Origin of the sequence: Stenotrophomonas sp. YAU14D1_LEIMI4_1 (genome assembly GCF_003086815.1) — a bacterium.
Taxonomy (GTDB): domain Bacteria; phylum Pseudomonadota; class Gammaproteobacteria; order Xanthomonadales; family Xanthomonadaceae; genus Stenotrophomonas.
Genome location: NZ_CP025997.1, coordinates 1 through 17,112, shown reverse-complemented (window position 1 = coordinate 17,112; position 17,112 = coordinate 1). Strand labels below are relative to the sequence as shown.

Annotated in this window: 15 protein-coding genes; all 15 read right to left on the bottom strand. The window is 64.7% G+C overall.

Annotated features, from left to right (window positions below):
• Nucleotides 1–158: 158 nt before the first annotated feature.
• Nucleotides 159–1,271 (bottom strand): PA0069 family radical SAM protein, encoded by a 1,113-nt coding sequence (locus tag C1932_RS00075; protein ID WP_108760791.1) that lies wholly within the window; start codon nucleotides 1,269–1,271, stop codon nucleotides 159–161.
• A gap of 210 nt (nucleotides 1,272–1,481) precedes the next feature.
• Nucleotides 1,482–2,225 carry a pyridoxine 5'-phosphate synthase gene (locus C1932_RS00070; RefSeq protein ID WP_108760790.1) on the bottom strand — a complete coding sequence of 248 codons (744 nt, stop codon included), beginning with the start codon at nucleotides 2,223–2,225 and terminating at the stop codon, nucleotides 1,482–1,484.
• A 9-nt stretch (nucleotides 2,226–2,234) separates the two neighbouring features.
• Nucleotides 2,235–2,501 carry a hypothetical protein gene (locus C1932_RS00065; RefSeq protein ID WP_108760789.1) on the bottom strand — a complete coding sequence of 89 codons (267 nt, stop codon included), beginning with the start codon at nucleotides 2,499–2,501 and terminating at the stop codon, nucleotides 2,235–2,237.
• A gap of 40 nt (nucleotides 2,502–2,541) precedes the next feature.
• Complete coding sequence (gene cls, locus C1932_RS00060; RefSeq protein WP_108760788.1) at nucleotides 2,542–4,002, bottom strand: cardiolipin synthase; 1,461 nt, start codon at nucleotides 4,000–4,002, stop codon at nucleotides 2,542–2,544.
• Between the two features lie 183 nt (nucleotides 4,003–4,185).
• On the bottom strand, nucleotides 4,186–4,599 hold the full coding sequence (locus C1932_RS00055) for a biopolymer transporter ExbD (protein ID WP_065200109.1): 414 nt from the start codon (nucleotides 4,597–4,599) through the stop codon (nucleotides 4,186–4,188).
• A gap of 3 nt (nucleotides 4,600–4,602) precedes the next feature.
• Nucleotides 4,603–5,028 carry a biopolymer transporter ExbD gene (locus C1932_RS00050; RefSeq protein WP_108760787.1) on the bottom strand — a complete coding sequence of 142 codons (426 nt, stop codon included), beginning with the start codon at nucleotides 5,026–5,028 and terminating at the stop codon, nucleotides 4,603–4,605.
• 57 nt (nucleotides 5,029–5,085) lie between these two features.
• The gene (gene exbB, locus C1932_RS00045) at nucleotides 5,086–5,847 is read right to left on the bottom strand and encodes a TonB-system energizer ExbB (protein WP_108747910.1); all 762 of its coding nucleotides are present in this window, start codon (nucleotides 5,845–5,847) and stop codon (nucleotides 5,086–5,088) included.
• A 92-nt stretch (nucleotides 5,848–5,939) separates the two neighbouring features.
• Nucleotides 5,940–6,497 (bottom strand): energy transducer TonB, encoded by a 558-nt coding sequence (locus C1932_RS00040; RefSeq protein WP_199912020.1) that lies wholly within the window; start codon nucleotides 6,495–6,497, stop codon nucleotides 5,940–5,942.
• Nucleotides 6,498–6,752: 255 nt separating this feature from the next.
• A complete protein-coding gene (locus C1932_RS00035) occupies nucleotides 6,753–7,940 on the bottom strand; it encodes a DUF4032 domain-containing protein (RefSeq protein WP_108747908.1) in 1,188 nt (395 codons plus the stop codon).
• Nucleotides 7,941–8,071: 131 nt separating this feature from the next.
• On the bottom strand, nucleotides 8,072–8,878 hold the full coding sequence (locus C1932_RS00030) for a M48 family metallopeptidase (RefSeq protein ID WP_108747907.1): 807 nt from the start codon (nucleotides 8,876–8,878) through the stop codon (nucleotides 8,072–8,074).
• Nucleotides 8,879–8,947: 69 nt separating this feature from the next.
• On the bottom strand, nucleotides 8,948–9,793 hold the full coding sequence (locus C1932_RS00025) for a CPBP family intramembrane glutamic endopeptidase (protein ID WP_108760786.1): 846 nt from the start codon (nucleotides 9,791–9,793) through the stop codon (nucleotides 8,948–8,950).
• A gap of 67 nt (nucleotides 9,794–9,860) precedes the next feature.
• Nucleotides 9,861–12,320, bottom strand: coding sequence for a DNA topoisomerase (ATP-hydrolyzing) subunit B (gene gyrB, locus C1932_RS00020; RefSeq protein WP_108760785.1), 2,460 nt, complete (start codon nucleotides 12,318–12,320; stop codon nucleotides 9,861–9,863).
• Nucleotides 12,321–12,431: 111 nt separating this feature from the next.
• Entirely contained in the window at nucleotides 12,432–13,526 is a 1,095-nt protein-coding gene (gene recF / locus C1932_RS00015; RefSeq protein WP_108760784.1) for a DNA replication/repair protein RecF, read from the bottom strand.
• 877 nt (nucleotides 13,527–14,403) lie between these two features.
• Nucleotides 14,404–15,504 (bottom strand): DNA polymerase III subunit beta, encoded by a 1,101-nt coding sequence (gene dnaN, locus C1932_RS00010; RefSeq protein ID WP_005411731.1) that lies wholly within the window; start codon nucleotides 15,502–15,504, stop codon nucleotides 14,404–14,406.
• A gap of 276 nt (nucleotides 15,505–15,780) precedes the next feature.
• Nucleotides 15,781–17,112 (bottom strand): chromosomal replication initiator protein DnaA, encoded by a 1,332-nt coding sequence (gene dnaA, locus C1932_RS00005; RefSeq protein WP_108760783.1) that lies wholly within the window; start codon nucleotides 17,110–17,112, stop codon nucleotides 15,781–15,783.

The following is a 17,112-nucleotide window of genomic DNA, read 5'->3' as shown; positions in this document are numbered from 1 at the left end:
TGGCCGAAGCGGGGCACCGCGTCCACCCCGTAGCGTCGAGCGTGCTCGACTGCCATTGCTTCGTAGAGTCGAGCTTGCTCGACTGCTTCCAACTTCAGTCGAGCAAGCTCGACTCTACCGCGACTGCTTCCAACATCAGTCGAGCAAGCTCGACTCTACTAAAAGAGCGTTCCCTGCGGCGATTCCTTCTGCGGCGGCAACGGCTTCACGAACCGGCTGCAATCCAACTTCGGCCAATGGCTGTTCTGCGCATTGAAACCCAGCCGCTTCCGCGCCAGCTTGAACCGGTTGTTCAACAGGTCCGCATACACGCCCTGGCCACGCATGCGCGTGCCGAACTGGCTGTCGTAATCCTTGCCGCCGCGCAACTGCTGGATGGTGCTCATCACGTGCGCGGCGCGATCGGGGTGGTGGGTTTCCAGCCAATCGCGGAACAGCGGCGCCACTTCCAGCGGCAGGCGCAGCAGCACGTAGCCGGCGGTACTGGCGCCGGCGTCATGGGCGGCCTCCAGCACGGCCTCCAGCTCGCTGTCGTTGATCCACGGGATCACCGGCGCCACCATCACGCCCACCGGAATGCCGGCCTCGTGCAGCCGCTTCATCGCACGCAGGCGTGCATGCGGTGCCGATGCGCGCGGTTCCAGCTTGGCGGACAGGTGCGGGTCCAGCGAGGTGACCGAGAAATGCACGCTGACCAGGCTTTCCGCCGCCAGCGGTGCCAGCAGATCGATGTCGCGCTCCACCAGCGCGTTCTTGGTGATCAGCGAAAACGGATGCTTCGTTTCCAGCATCACCTCGATCAGCTGGCGGGTGAGCTTCAACTTGCGTTCGATCGGCTGGTACGCATCGGTGTTGATGCCCAGCGCGATCGGCTGCGGTACATAGCCCGGTTTCGCCAGTTCCTTGCGCAGCAGCTGCGGCGCGTTGGTCTTGGCGAACAGCTTGGTTTCGAAGTCCAGGCCCGGCGACAGATTCAGATAGGCATGCGAGGGCCGCGCAAAACAGTACGAGCAACCGTGCTCGCAGCCGCGGTAGGGATTCACCGACTGGCTGAAGCCCACATCGGGGGAATTGTTGCGGCTGATGATGCTGCGCGCGGTCTCCGCACGCACTTCGGTGCGCAGGCGGGGGGCGCTGAACTCGTCGCTTTCATCTGGCGCCCAGCCGTCATCGATGGCCTCGCTGACCGTGCTTTCAAAGCGGCCGGCCAGATGCGAGGTGGAGCCGCGACCCTTGATGGCGGCGTGGGCCTTGAGAGGCAGGTGCTGCATGTCGCCCTCCGGCCGTTGCTGGTCCGTTAGTATTATTGCTAACCACAGGCGGCGCAAGCGCCGGGAATTCACGTAGCTGTAGGCGTACAGGCGAATCCGGATGCAGGTTGACCCCAAGGTTATCCACAGGTTCCACGGGGCAGGCGCAGCCGAGCACCGTGGCAATCCAGAAGCCTGGGCCACGGCGGTCTCAATAGCTGCGACGAGGGTTTACAGCAGGGCCAGATAGCCCTTCACGGTGGCGTCCAGGCCGTCGTACAGGGCCTCGCCGATCAGCGCGTGGCCAATGGACACTTCCAGTACCTGCGGCACGGCCGCCAGGAAGTCACGCAGGTTGTCCTGCGACAGGTCATGGCCGGCATTCACCCCCAGGCCGACCGCCTGGGCGCGACGTGCGGCGTTGGCGAACAGCTCCAGCATGGCGCGCGCGTCGCCGGCGGCGTGGGCTTCGGCGTAGGGGCCGGTGTACAGCTCGATGCGATCGGCGCCCACCGCGGCGGCCTGTTCCAGCAAGGGGTTGCCGGCATCCACGAACAGGCTGACCCGGCAGCCCATGGCTTTCAGCTCGGCCACCAGCGGGCGCAGGCGCTCGCCGTCGCGTTCGAAGTCGAAGCCGTGGTCGGAGGTGATCTGGCCATCGCCATCGGGCACCAGGGTGGCCTGCGCCGGCCGGGTCTGCGCACACAGCGGCAGCAGACCCGGGTAACCCTCGCGCGGCGGGGCGAAGGGGTTGCCTTCAATGTTGAACTCGACGCCGCGGGTGCGGGTCAGCGTGGACAATGCCAGGACGTCCTCGGCGGTGATGTGACGGCGGTCGGGGCGCGGGTGCACGGTAATGCCATGCGCACCGGCGTCCAGGCAGGCCTGGGCGGCGCGCACCACGTCCGGTTCGGCACCGCCGCGCGAGTTTCGCAGAACGGCGATCTTGTTGACGTTGACGCTGAGCTGGGTCATGGAACGGAACTACGGGGTCGGGGAAGGGGGATCGTGAGGGTCATGCGGCGCGTGCGCTTGAGTGGCCTGCTCGCGCAGCCGGCGCACCTGTTCGGCGTCGACCAGGGTGGACGGGTCGCGCTGCAGATCGCCGAAGCGGGCCACGTAGCGGCCACGCACCCAGGCCAGCAGGAAGGCCAGCGCCGCCAGCAGGGCCAGCGACATCAGCCCCATGTGCGGGGTCTTCAGGGCGAAGGCGAAGCAGCCCAGCGCCAGCAGCAGGTACAGCCAGTACATGTGCGATCTCCCGCAGGTCAGGCGGCAGTGTAGCGCTGCGTTACAGCAGCGGCGAGGCCAGCCGCGCGAACGCCTCGGGCAGGCGGTGCAGCCACAGCGAACGGGCCGCCTGGTCCTGTACACGGCTCGAGCGGTCGAATTCGGCCTGCAGCAGCTCGGCCAGCGCAGCCACCCGGTCGCGGTCGCTGATCATCATCGACAGTTCGAAATTCAGGCGGAAGCTGCGGTGATCGAAGTTGGCGCTGCCGACGATGCAGACATCATCGTCGGCAATGAAGGCCTTGGTGTGCAGCATGCGCGGGCCGTATTCGTAGATCTTCACCCCGGCATGCAGCAGTTCGTCGAAGTACGAGCGCGCGGCCTGGGTGACGAACCAGGAATCGCTCATCTTCGGCACCAGCAGGCGCACGTCCAGCCCGCCCAGCGCGGCCGAGGTCAGCGCCATGCGCGCCGCTTCGCCGGGCACGAAGTAGGGGGTAACCAGCCAGACCCGCTCGCGTGCTTCCTGGATGGCCGCCACATGCAGGCGGTGGATGGTTTCCCAGCCCGAATCGGGGCCGGATACCAGCACCTGCGCATCGATGCTGCCATCGCCACGCAGCGGCATGTCAGCCGGCCACAGGCGGGCGATGTCGAAGCGGGAGGGTTCCTGGCCGCTGGCGTACAGCCAGTCTTCCACGAACACCAGCTGCAGGCTGCGCACCACGTGGCCGGCAATGCGCATGTGCAGGTCGCGGTACGCGTTGGGGTTGCGGCTCTCGTCTTCTTCGTCGGTGATGTTGATGCCACCGGTGAAGGCCAGGCGTCCATCGACCAGCACCAGCTTGCGGTGGGTACGCAGGTTCAACCACGGCCGTTTGAAGGGTTTCAGCAACTGCCGCGGATGGAACCAGATGGCCTCGCCACCGGCATCCAGCAGCGGTTGCAGGAAGCGCCGCGGCAATGACGAGGAGCCCACCGCATCGAGCAGCAAGCGCACCTGCACGCCGGCCCGCGCACGTTCCACCAAGGCATCGCGCAGCGCGGTACCGGCATGGTCGGGGCTGAAGATGTAGTACTCCAGGTGCACGTGGTCGCGCGCCTCGGCAATGGCCTGCAGCAGGGCTTCATAGGTGGCTGCGCCATCGACCAGCCAGGTGACTTCGGTGGCGGTGCTGGGCGCCAGGCCCGTGGTCGCCTGCGCCACCTTGGCCAGTTCGGTGCAGCCGGCATCGGGCGGGCAGACATCGCTGTAGTGCTCCATGCCCGAGCGTGCGCGGCCACGGCGCAGGCGCTGCCGTTTCACCTTCTGCGGGCCCAGCAGGTAGTAGATGAAGAGGCCCAGGTAGGGCAGCAGGGCCAGCGACAGAATCCAGCTGAGCGTGGCGACCGGTTCGCGCTTCTGCAGCATGATCCAGCCGGCCAGTGCCAGCAGGTAGAGCAGGTAGGCCACGGCCAGGATCGTGCCCAGATGGGCGATGCCATCGAGCCAGACGCGCAGGGAATCGAAGAGGGCGAGCATGCGCCGATGATAGCGGGCGGGTGCGTGGTGATGGGGTCGCGGTGGTGGGGTCAGAGCCCCCGGGGTCGGATCCCTTCCCGCAGGGAAGGGCTCTGACCCCACCCCCGGGCACAAAAAAAAGACGCCCCTGTCTCCAGGGGCGTCTGCAGTCGCGTCATGACTGTTGTGCTGCGGTATTGCGTATTACTGCTGCACGAAGCCGATCTTCTTCATCTGAGCATTCTTCGCGGCGGCCAGAACCTTGGCCATCACGTCGTACTCGGAATCCGGGCTTGCATCGATCCGCAGTTCCGGCTGGTTGGTCGGGTCACGCTGGACCTCCTGTTCCATCCGCTGCTGCAGCTCGTGCGTGCTGATCGGGCTGTTGTTCCACGAGACCTGGTTGCTGGCGTCGATCTTCAGTTCGATCGGCGGCGGCGGTTCGACCAGCTGCGGCGGTGGGTTGAGCACGCGCTGCGGCAGGTCCACGGCGATCGGGTACGTCATGATCGGCGCGGTCACGATGAAGATGATCAGCAGAACCAACATCACGTCCACCAGGGGCGTCACGTTGATGTCAGCCATGGGGCCTTTGCCACCACCACTACTGAATGCCATGGCTTATTGCCCCTTTTCTTTGGTCGCGACGAAGCCGACGTCCAGCATGCCCTGTTCCTGAGCGACCTTGGTCATCTCGTTGATGACACGCATCTTGGTGGTGCGGTCACCACGCAGGTTCAGCGGCGGCTGCGGGGTCTGCTGGGCGGCGGTCGCCAGGCGCGACTCGAGAGTCTGCTTGTCGATTTCCTCGTCGTTCCAGTAGATCGAACCGTCTTCCTTGACTGCCAGGGTGATGGGGCCCTTGCGGTCGTTGGTGTCGTCCGGCTTCTGGACCAGATTGGTCTCCGGCAGATCCACCTTGACCTTGTGGGACATCAGGGGCGCCGTGATGATGAAGATGATCAGCAGCACCAGCATCACGTCCACGAGGGGCGTAACGTTGATGTCGGCCATGGGGCCGCCGCTGTTACCACTACTGAAAGCCATAACGGGCTCCGTCTAGATCGTGTTGACTACGTTCTCGCTGGGTACAGCGCGTCGCAATTAGCGGACGCGCGAACCGGTGGCGAAGAAGTCGTGCAGGTCGTGCGCGAAGGTATCGAACTTGCTGATGGTCGCGCTGTTGATCTTGCTGAAGAAGTTGAAGGCGAACACGGCCGGGATTGCGACGAACAGACCGATGGCGGTCATGATCAGCGCTTCACCCACCGGGCCGGCAACGGCGTCGATCGAAGCGGAGCCGGTGGCACCGATCTTGATCAGCGCGCCGTAGATGCCCCACACGGTACCCAGCAGACCGACGAACGGAGCGGTTGCACCGACGGTGGCCAGCAGGGTCATGCCCGACTGCAGCTTGTTGCTTTCGCGGGTGACGGCCTGGCGCAGAGCGCGGTCGACGAACTCCGAACGGCTCAGGTTTTCACCCAGGCCACCGGTGGCGCCGCCTTCAGCGCGCTGGTGGTGGGCAGCAGCCTGCGCAGCATCCAGGGCGATCTTCGAGAACGGCTCCGAAGCCGGCTGTTCTTCCATCGCACGGATGGCGTCCTGTGCATTCGGGGTATCCCAGAACAGGCTGACGACGCGGTCAGCAGCGCTCTTCAGGCGGGTAGCGCGGAAGATGTTGATGACGGTCCAGTACCAGGACATGGCCGACATGACGACCAGGGTCAGCAGCACGACCCAGGAAACGGCGAAATCACCCGGCTTGGTGGTCATTTCGTGGATCAGGTGCTCGAAGCCCATCTGCGACAGGGCGTTGGACGGATTGCCCCCGGCAGCAGCGGCGATGAAAATTTCCTGCAGCATGACGCTTACCTTTGTTGTGTGTGGTGATAAAGGGTGTAGCTAAGCTAGACAATCGAACCGGAGGAGGGGTGGCCGGCGGCCACCCGCTCGCATCAGTTCAGCGCAAAGTTGACCGGGACGCGGACGCGACCAGCAGCCTTCTTACCGCCAGATTCAGCGGCGTTGAAACGCCACTTGCGCGCGGCTTCCATCGCAGCACGGTCCAGGTCGCGGTTACGGCTGGACTTTTCCACCGTGACATTGGTGACGTTGCCCTGGGCGTCGACATCAATGATCAGGATCACTTCGCCCTGGATACCAGCGCGGAAAGCGGCCGGCGGGTAGCGCGGCGGATTCATGGCCTTCGACGAGATGTCGACGCTGGCCTCGATCGACGCCGGCGGTGCCGGCGGCGCCGGAGGCGACGGCGGGGTGACGATATCGTTCGGGCGCGGTTCCGGCACGTCGACGACCGGCGCCTGCGGCGGCGGCGGGACGGGCGACGGCTTCGGCGGCGACAGATTCTTCACCGGCGGCGGCGGAGTATCCTGCGGCGGCGGCGGCGGCGGCGGCGGCGGCGGTGGCGGCGGCGCGTCGACGATGGTCACCATGACGTTGCGCTCCTTCTCAGCCACGGCCTTGGGGGCCACAGCGGGGATCAGGAGCATCATGAAGGCGGCCAGATGCAGGGCGATTACAAACGCGATGCCGACGATGCGAGGCCAGCTCAGCCCCTTGTCATCGGGTTGTTCGTACCGGTGAACGACTAGTTGTTCCGTCATGCGCCAAGAGCTCAATAGTGGGGCCGGAGTCCCGGGGGGCGGGATCCCTGATCAGCGGTGCATGACACCGCAGGAACCTCCAAGCTTATACCAATCCTGAGCGCCTGCGCATTAATCTCGCAGGCGTTCAGGCGTTATTCCTACTTACTTCAGGTTGATGATTTTCTTGGCATCAGCCTGGTTCTTCACGCCCTTCGCCAGCGCCTGCTGGGCGGCCTGCTTGGCCTCCGGAACGCGACCTTCGGCATGCAGGACGCGTGCCAGGTTCAGGTAGGTCTCACCGTCCTTGGACAGCGGGGCAGCCTTCTGCCACGCCTCGATCGCCTGCGGCACCTGGTCGGAGTAGTAGTAGGACTGGGCCAGGGCCAGGTAAACCTGGTAGTCCGGCTTCAGGATGCCCTTCTGCAACCCTTCGTTGATGACCGCGATGACGTCCTTTTCCTTGTTCTCGGTGTTGGCATAGATCGAGTACAGCTGCTTGTACTCGCGCTCTTCGGTGAGCTGGCCGCTGCTGCGCAGCTTGTCCATCACCGCGGCGGCCTTGGGCATCTGGTCGGCCTGCATGTACATGTTGGCCAGGTTCAGCTGCGCCTTCTTGTCGTTCGGGTTCTTCGCTGCCAGCGCCTCGGCGGTCTTCACCGCTTCACCGGTCTGGCCGGCTTCGGACAGGGCCGCCATCAGCAGCTGGTTCCAGTTGTCCTTCGGCTCGGTGGCGCCGGCGATGGCCTGCTGCAGCACCGGGATGGCTTCCTGGTAGCGTTCCAGCTGGTACAGCGCCTGGCCCTTGGCGATCAGCTCTTCCGGCTTGTTCGACTTGCTCTCGGCGAAGTACTTGTCCAGCGTGGCCAGGCCTTCGGCGGTCTGATCTTCCTGCAGCTGCAGCTGGCCCAGCATCAGCATGGCCTGGAAGTGGCCGTTGTTGTCCAGGCCGTTCAGCTGCAGCGCCTGCTTGAGGTAGGTGATCGCGCCGGCGGTGTCGTCGGTCTGGTAGGCGGCCTGCGAAGCGAGCTGCGCAGCCAGCGACTTGTCGTAGTTGTTCGACGCGCTGTTGCCCAGGATCTCACCGGCAACCTGCAGGGTCTCCGGGAACTTCTGATCGTTGTAGTTGTCAATCAGCTTCTGCAGCTTGCTGCCCATCTTCGAGGATGCCTTTTCCTTCGGCTCCTCACGGGTGGCGTTCGGGTACAGGACTTCGGCCTTGGCCTGCTTGCCGCCGCGGTTGCCACGCTCGGACGAACGCGAGGACTGCGCGAACGCATCGGTGACCACAGCGCCGGTCAGGGCAGTGGCGATCAGGACGGAAAGCACAGCTTTGTGGTTACGGAAAATCATCGTTCACCTCGATCGAACCGCCCGGAGCGGCAAAGTCGGACTGTCAGAAAAATCTGAGCCGCCAAACGTATCAGAAACGGATGGCATGAGAAATCGTTTTATGTGCTGCAGTACAGCATGAATCTGCGCACTCACCCACACTTTGGCCGGCGACCGGCCGCCTGGGCTTGCTGGTAAACCGGCGCCAGGGCAGGGGCGTCACGCTGCAGTTCGCGGATACGGTTGGCCGGATCGGGGTGGGTGGACAGCCATTGCGGGCTGCGTCCGCCACTGGCGGCCATCATGTTCTGCCACAGATCCACGGCCTGGGCGGGGTTGAAACCGGCCTGGGCCATCAGCCGCTGGCCGATCACATCGGCCTCGCTTTCCTGGGTACGTGAACCCGGCAGCAGGAAGGCCGCCTGCGCGCCCATGCCGCCCAGCTGATTGACCGTGCTGGCCGCGCCATCGCCGCCGTAGGCACCGGCCAGCGCTCCCAGCACCGCCAGGCCGGTCTGCGCGCCCATCTGCCGGGTGATGCGCTCTTCGTGGTGGCGGGCGATCACATGGCCGATCTCGTGGCCGATGACCGCCGCCAGCTGGTCCTGGTTCTTGGCCACGGTGAAGATGCCGCTGTTCACCCCCACCTTGCCGCCGGGCAGGGCAAAGGCGTTGGGTTCCTTGTCGACGAACACCGCCGTTTCCCACCGTACGCCACGGTACTGATCGGGAAGCTGGGCCACCAGCGCATTGACCACGCACTGCACGTAGCCGTTCTGGCGGCCGTCGGTGCTGATCTTTTCCTTCTGCTTGGTTTCGGCGAACGCCTGCGCGCCCAGCTGGTCCAGCTGGGCCTGCGACACGCCGCCCACCATCTGCCGGCGGCCGGTGGGCGAGGTGGTGGTCGCGCACGCGGCCACCAGCGACGTAATGAGCAGGGCGAGCAGCAGTGATTTCATGGAATCCCCCGTGTTCATGCAGGCAGTGTGTACCGCGCCTGCTTAATCTTTCGTCAAGCGCGCGTGGCCTTACGTGGCGCCGAAGAACACCAGTGCCGCCAGCGCCACGGCGTTGTTCAGGCCGTGCGCGGCAATGGCGGCCCACAGCGTGCCGGTGCGCTTGTACAGCCAGCAGAACGCGGCGCCCATGCCGCCATAGACCAGCCACAGCTGGGCGATCTCGGCCGGGCCGTTGGCGCTGGTTCCGGGAATTTCATGGATCAGGGCGAAGGCCAGGCTGCTGAGCAGCATGCCCAGCCAGGGACGGCCGGCCTGCCACAGGCGCCCGAACAGCACGCGGCGGAACAGCAGCTCTTCGTAGGCCGGCGCCAGCACCACGGCAAACAGCACCAGGAACACCGGGAACTGGGCAATGGCGTTCTGCATCAGGTGCAGATTGGTGGGCACCGGTTCCACGCCCAGCTGCTTGGCCAGGAACGCGATGCCGTTGCTGCCGATCACGATCAGGGTGGCCACCAGTAGCGTCCAGCCCCAGGTCGCCGGGCGGCGCAGTGCCTGCAGGGAGCGCTGGCGTTCGGCGGCATTGGCCGGCCGGCGCCAGAAATAGACCAGCAACGCGGCCCCACCGGTGGCCACCAGCGCCATCACCACCTGCGCCAGGGCACCGGGTTGGCCGAGCTGGGCGGCCAGCGCGCCGGCATCGGCGGCTTCGCCACCGGCTTTGGCATGGGCCACGCTGATCGCCACGGTACGCGTCAGGCCCCAGACCATGCCGCTGATCAGGCTGAGCCCGAACAGCGCTACCACGGCAATGCCCAGATCGATGAAGAAGCCGGCCAGCGGCGAGGAGGCGCGGGGCGCGGCGGATGCCGGGGGAACCGGCGGCGGTGCGGAAACCGGAGCGGAAGCAGACATCGGGTACCTGTGGTCAAGGGACGACGGCCGGCGCGCCTCCCCGCGCACCGGCCAGCAGTCGAGTGTGTCAGATATCCAGGTTGGCGACCTTCAACGCGTTGTCTTCGATGAAGTCGCGACGCGGTTCGACCACATCGCCCATCAGGGTGCTGAAGATCTGGTCAGCCGCGACCGCGTCCTCGATGCGTACCTGCAGCAGGCGGCGGGTATCGGGGTTCACCGTGGTATCCCACAGCTGTTCCGGGTTCATTTCACCCAGGCCTTTGAAGCGCTGGATCTGGCGGCCGCGCTTGGCTTCGTCCAGCAGCCAGTTCTGTGCCTTGGCGAAGCTGTCCACTTCAATGGACTTCGCGCCGCGGGCAATGGTGGCACCGTCGCGCACCAGACCGTGCAGCAGCTTGGCGGCCTGATGGATGGCGCGCAGCTCGCCGCTTTCAAAGGCCGACAGCGGCAGCACCTGCAGGTGTTCCTCGCCCATGTGGCGGCGGGTGACCAGCACAGCGGCGGAGCGCTCTTCGGTGGCGTCCTGCAGTTCCAGGGTGAAGCGCGGGCTGCCCAGGCTGCCCTGGTTGAGCTGCTTGGCCAGTGCGTCCAGACCTTCGCCGGCCGGCGCATTGCGCAGGCTTTCCAGATCCATCGGCACGAAATCGACCAGCGCTTCCAGCAGCAGGCGATCGTAGCGGTGCGCGTTGCGGGCGATCGCATCCTGCGCGCCGGCGTAGGCCAGCAGCAGCTTTTCCAGCGCCACGCCTTCAATGCCCGGTTCGCCGGACGCCGGCACCAGCGAGGCGTTTTCCACCGCGCTGCTGGCCAGGTAGCTGTCCAGCGCCGGATCGTCCTTCAGGTACAACTCGGTCTTTCCCTGCTTGATCTTGTACAGCGGCGGCAGGCCGATGTAGACGTAACCGCGCTCGATCAGCTCCGGCATCTGACGGTAGAAGAACGTCAGCAGCAGGGTGCGGATGTGCGCGCCGTCGACGTCGGCGTCGGTCATGATGATGATCTTGTGGTAACGCAGCTTGTCCGGGTTGTACTCGTCGCGGCCGATGCCGGTGCCCAGCGCGGTGATCAGCGTACCGACCTGGTCGGAGGACAGCATGCGGTCGAAGCGTGCGCGTTCCACGTTGAGGATCTTGCCGCGCAGCGGCAGCACGGCCTGGTTCTTGCGGTTGCGGCCCTGCTTGGCCGAACCACCTGCCGAGTCACCCTCGACGATGAACAGTTCGGACAGCGCCGGATCCTTCTCCTGGCAATCGGCCAGCTTGCCCGGCAGGCCGGCGATATCCAGCGCGCCCTTGCGGCGGGTCAGGTCGCGGGCCTTGCGTGCCGCTTCACGTGCACGCGCGGCATCGACGATCTTGCCGGCGATGGCCTTGGCTTCGTTCGGGTTTTCCTGCAGGAACTCTTCCAGGCGCGCACCGAAGGCGTTTTCCACCGCCGGACGCACGTCGGAACTGACCAGCTTTTCCTTGGTCTGGCTGGAGAAGCTGGGATCGGGCACCTTCACCGACAGCACGGCAATCATGCCTTCGCGCATGTCGTCGCCGGTCAGGTTGATCTTGGCCTGCTTGGCGATGCCGTTCTGCTCGATGTAGTTGTTGAGCACGCGGGTCAACGCGCCGCGGAAGCCGGCCAGGTGGGTACCGCCGTCCTTCTGCGGAATGTTGTTGGTGAAGCAGTACATCGTCTCCTGGTAGGAGTCGGTCCACTGCAGCGCCACGTCGACCACGATGTTGTTGTGCTCGCCGGTAACAGCGATGACGTTCGGGTGCAGCGGGGTCTTCAGCTGGGCCAGATGCTCCACGAAGCTGCGGATGCCGCCTTCGTAGTGGAAATCATCGCGGCGGCCGTCACCGCGCTCGTCGGCCAGCACGATCTTGACGCCCGAGTTGAGGAACGACAGTTCGCGCAGGCGGCGGGCCAGGACGTCGTAGTGGAATTCCACGTTGTTGTGGAACGCCACCACCGACGGCCAGAAGCGCACGGTGGTACCACGCTTGGTGGTGGTGCCCAGCTGCTTCAGCGGCGTTACCGCGGCGCCATCGCTGAATTCCTGCTGGTAGTGGAAGCCATTCTGGAACACGTCCACCAGCAGCTTCTGCGACAGTGCGTTGACCACGCTGACGCCCACGCCGTGCAGACCGCCGGACACCTTGTAGCTGTTGTCGTCGAACTTGCCGCCGGCGTGCAGCACGGTCATCACCACTTCGGCAGCCGACACTTCGCGGCCGAGCTTGGCGCTCATCTGCTCGTGCTTGCCGGTGGGGATGCCGCGGCCGTTGTCCGACACCGACACCGAGCCGTCGGCGTGGATCGTCACCGCGACGTGGTCGGCATGGCCGGCCAGCGCTTCGTCGATGGAGTTGTCGACAACCTCGAACACCATGTGGTGCAGACCGGTGCCGTCATGGACGTCGCCGATGTACATGCCAGGACGCTTGCGGACAGCCTCGAGCCCTTCCAGGGCGGTGATGCTGTTGGCGTCGTAGTTGCCGTTGTTTACCGGGGTGTTCTGTTCGTCGGTCATTGCGCTTGCCGTAGGCTCCGCAGGTCGGGCACCACGTGGAGCGGTGCGCCGGGTAAGTAGGGGTACAGCGTGAATTATACCAGTCGGGCCTTGCGGGCCCTGATGTTGCCACTATGGCACAGCCACGATCCGTGCATGTTCCACGTGGAACCGGGTGATCTCGGGCAGATCCACCAGCGCCGCCGGTGTTTCGGTGGCGGTGACGAAGATCTGTGCCCGCCCGGCCAGCAAGCGCCGCAGCACGCGGGCCTGGTGGGTGCGATCCAGCTCTGACGCCAGGTCATCCAGCGCGATCACCGGCCATTCGCCACGCTGCTCGGCGTAGTCCTCGGCCTGTGCCAGCAGGCAGGCCAGCGCCGTCAGCTTGGCCTGGCCGCGGGACAAGGCATCGCGACCGGGAATGCTGTGGAACTCCACGCTCCAGTCGGCGCGGTGTGGGCCCACCGAGGTGTAGCCGGCCTGGCGGTCACGTTCGCGGGCCAGCAGCAGCGCATCGGCCAGCGGCAGTTCGTGCCGGCGCCAGCCAGGACTGAGATTCAGGCCCTGAATGCCCAGCTGCGGCGCAAGTTCCGACGCCAGGGCGATCGTCCGCTCCTGCAGCCGCTCCAGGTAGTGCTGGCGCCGGCTGGTCAGCGGTTCGCCGGCTTCAGCCAGCTCGTGGTCCCACGTGTCCAGCATCCGCGAGGGCCCGCCTTGCTTCAACAGCGCATTGCGCTGCTTCAGTGCGCGGGAGTAGCGGCGCCACAGCGAAAGAAAGTCTGGTTCCACGTGGAACAGGCCCCAATCCAGGAAGCGGCGACGCGGTTCACCGCCGCCGCTGACCAGGGCGTGGCTGCCGGGCTCGAACGTCACAACCGCCAAGGCCGCGCAGAGATTCCCGAGCTGGGCCACATCCTCGCCATCCAGGCGGCCTTTCCATTCCTGCCCGCTGTGACGCAGGCCGGCCTTGCGGCGGTGGGGCGGATGGCTGGAACGCTGTTCGTCCCATTCGACGAAGATTTCCAGCGCTTCCTGGCCCTGGCGGACCAGTCCGTCGCGCACGCGCCCGCGGAAGCTGCGGCCATAGGCCATCAGGTGCAGCGCTTCCAGCACACTGGTCTTGCCCGCACCGTTATCGCCTGTCAGCAGGTTCAGCCCCGGCTGGGGCGACAGCTCCACGGCACTGAAGCGGCGCAATTGGTTCAAGACGAGGCGGTGGATCAGCATGGGACGCGGGGGACCAGCCGCGCGGGGCGGCAACAGGGCAGGGAATCCATCAGCTTACTGCATCGGTCAAGGCCGGCACCGCGTTGCGGGGGCATGGCGGGCGACGGCAACGCGCGCTTCGGACACCACATGGGTTCCACGTGCCACCGTGCCGATTGCTGCCGCGCTGGCCGCTGGAACCGCGTGGATTTCTTGAAATCTGCGGGCCTTGGCAGGGCTGGCATGAGCAGAATTCAACAGATTTTCGCCTTCGCCAGGCGCTGTCGCGCAGCGCGGTGCAGGACAGCGGGCACGCCAGTGCGTTGATTGCTTGAAATCTGCGGGGCAGAGCAGCCAAGGGTTCCACAGATTTCAAGAAATTCGGGTGCAGCGTTCCACGCTGTCCACAGCAGCTCTGTATGACTTATACACAAGGTATGGGCAATCTGTGGATAAAAAAGCCACTTTTGACCGCTGGTAAAACTATCCACAGCTTCCCCCCCAGCCCCAGAGCCCGATATACAGGGGGTTTCAGGTGTATAAACTCCTTTAAAAACAACCAGATAAGCCTGTTCTCCACGAAATCTGGCTCTACCAGCACCACCATGCTTTAGATTTATACCCAGTTTTAAAGCTTGGGACGCCCTCGGACGCAGGAATCCAGGCCTGTGGACAGTGGAGCCAGCAGGTGCAGCTTCTCCTCCTCGCCGAGTAGGCCTGCGAAGTCAGCGCAGACCCATGGTCGAAGGAATCAACGGCTACCACCGAAGCCATCTGCGTCCCCCATCGATGAAGGGCGCACTGTCATCCGTCTGTTCTGGGCAATGCTCCACGTGGAACAAAAAAAACGCCCGGATCTCCCAGGCGTCTTCTTGTTTCACGTGGAACAACGCAAGCGTCAGAGACGCAGCGGCATCACCACGTGGCGCGACTTCTCGCTGCTGGATTCACGCACCAGCGCCGAGGAGTTGGAATCGCGCAGCTGGATGATGACTTCCTCGTCGCGCAGCGCGGACAGGGCATCCAGCAGGTAGTTCACGTTGAAGCCAATGGCCAGGTCGCTGACCGTGGTGTCGGCTTCGATCTCTTCCTGGGCTTCTTCCTGCTCGGGGTTGTGCGCGCTGATCTTCAGGTTGCCCGGCGAGACTTCCACGCGGATGCCGCGGTATTTCTCGTTGGACAGGATCGCGGCGCGCTGCAGCGAGGCACGCAGCGCTTCACGGTCCACCTTCACTTCGCGATCGGCGCCAATCGGGATCACCGCTTCGTAATCCGGGAAGCGGCCGTCGATCAGCTTCGAGGTGAAGGTGACATCGTCGCGCTTCACGCGCACGTGGCTGCGGCCGACTTCCAGCTCGATCTCGCGATCGCCGCTTTCCAGCAGACGCTGCAGTTCGGTCACGCCCTTGCGCGGCACGATGATCTGGCGCTTGGAACCGCTGGGCTTGGCCAGATCGGTTTCACACAGGGCCAGGCGGTGGCCGTCGGTGGCCACGGTCCGCAGGGCATCGCCGCGCAGATCGAACAGCAGGCCGTTGAGGTAGTAGCGCACGTCCTGCTGGGCCATCGCGAACGCGGTGCGTTCGATCAGTTCCTTCAGGGTCGCTTCGCCAATGGCCACGCGCTCGGTGGCTTCCACTTCGTCCACCGACGGGAAGTCGTTGGAGGGCAGGGTGGCCAGGGTGAAGCGGCTGCGACCGGCCTGCACGGTGATCTTGTCACCGGTCTGCGAGACGGTGATCCGGCTGCCGTCGGGCAGGGCGCGGATGATCTCGAACAGCTTGCGGGCGGGAATGGTGGTTTCGCCGTCCTGGGCATCTTCAACCGCGATCCGCGACACCATCTCCACTTCCAGGTCGGTACCGGTCAGCGACAGCTGGCCGTTCTGCACCTGGACCAGGAAATTGGCCAGAACCGGAAGGGTCTGGCGGCGTTCGACCACGTTGACGACCTGTGCCAACGGCTTGAGAAAGGCTTCGCGCTGCAGTGTGAAACGCATGTGGTTCCGTGCCCCTATGCTTTAAAAAAATGTGGAATAAATCAAAAGCTTGGTGGTGCTGGTAGAGACAGAATTGCTGGAAAACAACCCTAAGTCTTTGTAATTAAAGGGCTTTAAGACCGCGAAACCCTCTGCATTACCGACCCCCAAGGGGTGGGGAAAGCTGTGGATAAATCTGCCGCGATTTCAAACCGCTTTTTTATCCACAACTCATCCCGCGCTTGCTACCGGATTCTGCACCGTTTTGTGCGATGACGCCTTATCGGCGTCGGTGCATCATTCGCTCAGCTTTCGGATCAGCTTGTCCCAGTCCTCGCGGAGCTTGCCGTCGGTTTCCATCAGGGTGCGGATCTGACGGCAGGCGTGCAGCACCGTGGTGTGATCGCGACCGGCAAAGGCGTCGCCGATCTCGGGCAGGCTGTGTTCGGTCAGTTCCTTGGTCAGGGCCATGGCGACCTGACGCGGGCGGGCCAGCGAACGGGTCCGGCGCTTGGACAGCAGATCCTTGATCTGTAGCCCGTAGTAGTCGGCCACGGTTTTCTGGATGTTGGGAATGCTGATCGCCTGCTGCTGGGCGCGCAGCAGATCGCGCAGGGTTTCCTGGGCGAATTCGGTGGTGATCGCGCGGCCGGTGAAATTGGCGCGGGCGGTCAGGGTATTGAGCGCACCTTCCAGGTCGCGCACGTTGGAGCGCATCTTCTTGGCAATCAGGAACGCAACATCATCGGGAATCTCCGCGCCGCGCTCGCGTGCCTTGGCCAGCACGATCGCTGCGCGCGTCTCGAAGTCCGGCGGTTCGATCGCGACGGACAGGCCCCAGGCAAGCCGCGACTTCAGGCGCGCTTCCAGGCCTTCCACTTCGCGCGGGTACCGGTCGCAGGTCAGGATGATCTGCTGCTTGCCGTCGAACAGCGCGTTGAAGGTGTGGAAGAACTCTTCCTGGGTGCGATCCTTGCCGGCGAAGAACTGGATGTCATCGATCAGCAGCGCGTCCACCTGCTGGAACTGGCGCTTGAACTGATCCATGGTCTTTTCCTGCAGGGCCCGGATCATCGCGCTGAAGAACTGTTCCGAACGCAGGTAGAGCACCTTCGCACCCGGATTGGCCTGGCGCATGGCATTGCCGGCGGCAAACATCAGGTGGGTCTTGCCCAGGCCGGTGCCCCCGTACAGCAGCAGCGGATTGTGCGCGCGGTCGCCCGGCTTCTGCGCCGCCTGGAACGCAGCGGCCAGACCCAGCTGGTTGCTGCGGCCTTCCACGAAGTTGGCAAACGTGTAGTGGTTGTCCAGGTTGCCGGCAAACGGCACCTGTGGTTCTGCAGCCACGGCCGCTGCCGGGCTCGAAACCGGCGCGTTCTGCGTGTCCGAGGGCCGCGGGCGCGAGCCGATTTCAAGAAAAACGTCGCTGAAACCGGCGAAATGGGCCAGCAGTTCGCGGATGCGCGGCAGGTACAACTCGCGCACCTGGTCGACGATGAAGGCGTTCGGTGCATACAGCACCAGGTTGTCCACGCGCAGATCGGCTTGCAGTGGCTTCAACCAGGTGTGAACGTCTTCCGGCGGAAACTCCGCTTCGAGGCGTTCGAGACTTCGGGTCCAGGCATCCAT